3 protein-coding genes are annotated in these 2,304 nt (G+C 63.3%); 2 read left to right on the top strand and 1 reads right to left on the bottom strand.

Annotated elements, in window-relative coordinates:
* The first annotated feature begins 80 nt into the window (after positions 1–80).
* Positions 81–1,228 (top strand): IS3 family transposase gene (locus ACQ3I4_RS16685; protein WP_329863527.1). Its coding sequence is split into 2 segments (ribosomal slippage): positions 81–354 and positions 354–1,228, totalling 1,149 coding nucleotides; the frame shifts between segments, so codons are not numbered across the junction.
* 122 nt (positions 1,229–1,350) lie between these two features.
* On the opposite strand, the gene ACQ3I4_RS16680 is transcribed toward ACQ3I4_RS16685, so the two are convergent.
* Positions 1,351–1,824, bottom strand: coding sequence for a transketolase C-terminal domain-containing protein (locus tag ACQ3I4_RS16680; RefSeq protein ID WP_430633941.1), 474 nt, complete (start codon positions 1,822–1,824; stop codon positions 1,351–1,353).
* 93 nt (positions 1,825–1,917) lie between these two features.
* On the opposite strand from ACQ3I4_RS16680, the gene ACQ3I4_RS16675 reads away from it, so the two are divergent.
* Positions 1,918–2,304 (top strand): transposase (locus ACQ3I4_RS16675; protein WP_430633347.1); only part of this gene is annotated, 387 nt, incomplete at its 3' end.

Genomic DNA, 2,304 nt, shown 5'->3' with positions numbered 1-2,304 from the left:
TGGTTGGGTCCCCGGGTAGGAGTCCGGTGACTGTGTGAGTTTCGCATCCGATAATGGGTGCAGGAGGAAATTCACAGATTATGGCACGTAGGCATACCCCGGATCAGGTCGTCGCGAAGGTCCGGCAGGGGCAGAAGATGCTCAATGACGGCAAGCCGATGATCGAGGTCATCAAGGAGCTGCAGGTCACCGAGGCAACCTGGTATCGGTGGCTGCAGCAGTACGGTTCCGAGCAGAACGCAGCCCAAACCAAAGCGGTCAAGGACTTGGAGAAGGAAAACGCCCGGCTGAAGCGGTTGCTGGCCGAGAAGGAACTGGCCATCGACATCCTGAACGAGGTGGCTAAGGGAAAATTCTGAGCCCCGAACCTCGCCGCCGGGCAGTGCGCATGGCGGTGGAGAAATTCGGGGCGTCCGAGAGATTCGCGTGCAAGGTGCTGGGGCAGAACCGTTCCGCGCTGCGCAAGTCACGCCCAGCGGTCAGCTTTGAGGAAGCCCGGCTACGCGCGGCGTTGCGGGCCATCGCCGGGGAGCATCCGGCGTGGGGGTGGCGGAAGGCCCGCTGGCGCCTGCTGGCCCAGCCGGAGTGGGCTGGCGTGGTGCTCAACGCTAAGCGGGTGCGCCGGCTCTGGCGGGCCGAGGGACTGACGTGCAAGCCGAAGGCGCGTAAGCGTCGCCGCACCGGGCCCGGCGCCGGGGAGCAGAAGCGGCTGAAGGCCGAATACCCGATGCACGTGATCAGCTTCGACTTCCAATCCGATGTGACCTCCTGTGGGCGGCATGTCCGGTTCTTCAACGTCATTGACGAGTACACCCGCACCGCCCTGGCGATCGTTCCGCGCAGGTCCTTCACCGCCACCGATGTGGTCGCCGTCCTGGAGGACATCATCGCCGAAACCGGTGTCACGCCAACCTATGTGCGCTCCGATAACGGGCCGGAATTCACCGCCGCAGCGCTGGTCAACTGGTGCGCCACTGCCGGGGTAGATACGGCGTTCATCGACCCGGGATCCCCGTGGCAGAACGGGTTCGCCGAATCATTCAACGCCCAATTCAGAAGGGAACAACTCACTGGGGAAATCATCGACACCATGGCCGAAGCGAAGTACTTGGCCGACGAGTGGAAGGACATCTACAATCATGAACGGCCCCACGGATCCCTCGACGGCATGACGCCGAAACAATACTGGGACACCTGGACGCAGAAAAATCAACTAGCTATCGCATAGCCACTGGACTGCTAACCGGGACCCAATCATGTTGAGCACACCACGGTGCGGCTGAAGTTCGATTACAAGCGTGAGTGAACCCGCCGTGGTGGATGACTCGGGGTCCACCACAGCGGGTCCGCCTAGCGGACGAGCAGCCGAATGCGCTCGTCCAGTCCCGCGGCGTCAAGCGCGTATCGAGCAAGCAGTCCTGGGTACGTACCGGTGACGATGTGCTCATGCGGCAACCCGATGGCGTGCACGGGAATTCCCGAGGTTGCCAGAGCCTCGCCAACGGCCGCGGAGAGACCGCCGCGGGTGTAGTGCTCCTCGACGGTGATGACGCGTCCGGTGCGATGAGCGGACGCGCGGATAAGCGCCGCGTCAACAGGTTCGACAGTTGGCATCCCGATGAGGTCCACATCGATGCCGTCGTCCGCGAGCCGTTGCACCGCGACCACGACCTCCGGGGTGATGGTCCCCGTCGTGACGACCGTTGCGCGAGACCCTTCCCGAATCATCCGCCCTTCCCCGATGGTGAACGGTGCCTGCGGGAACAGATCGGGGATCGATGGGCCCCCGATGCGCATGTACACGGGCCCGTCGTGCTCAATCATCGCCTTCGCTGCCTCCCGGATCTGGGACTGTGGAAATAACGGTGTATCCGGCTCGACACGCCGGGCGGTAAGCCTGGCGGGGAGGAGCCCGATATGGCCGCAACACTTGAGGCTGTGCCGAGTACGAAAACCGCTGAAAAGAAGACAGAAGTATCCGAGGGCGACGCTGCGCGCGAGCTGGTCAGAATGGCGAAGGAACAGGGCCTGTCCCTGACCGGGCCGGACGGTCTGCTCAAGCAGCTGACCAAGACCGTGATCGAGACCGCGCTCGATGAGGAAATGACCGAGCATCTCGGATATGAAAAGCACGATACGGCAGGGAAGCAGACCGCGAATTCCCGCAACGGCGTGCGCCCAAAAACGGTGCTGACGGAGACCACGGGCCCGGTGGAGGTGGACGTGCCGCGGGACCGGGAAGGGACCTTCTCACCGGTCATCGTCAAGAAGCGTCAGCGCCGCCTGACCGGTGTCGATGAGATG

Origin of the sequence: Zafaria sp. Z1313, from assembly GCF_050563205.1 — a bacterium.
In the GTDB taxonomy this organism is placed as follows: Bacteria; Actinomycetota; Actinomycetes; order Actinomycetales; family Micrococcaceae; genus JAZDCJ01.
This window is presented reverse-complemented; position numbering and strand designations above follow the sequence as displayed.

Excerpts from the sequence above, each read along its gene's own strand:
- ACQ3I4_RS16680 (WP_430633941.1), bottom strand. The coding sequence starts at position 1,824 with ATGATTGAGCACGACGGGCCCGTGTACATGCGCATCGGGGGCCCATCG.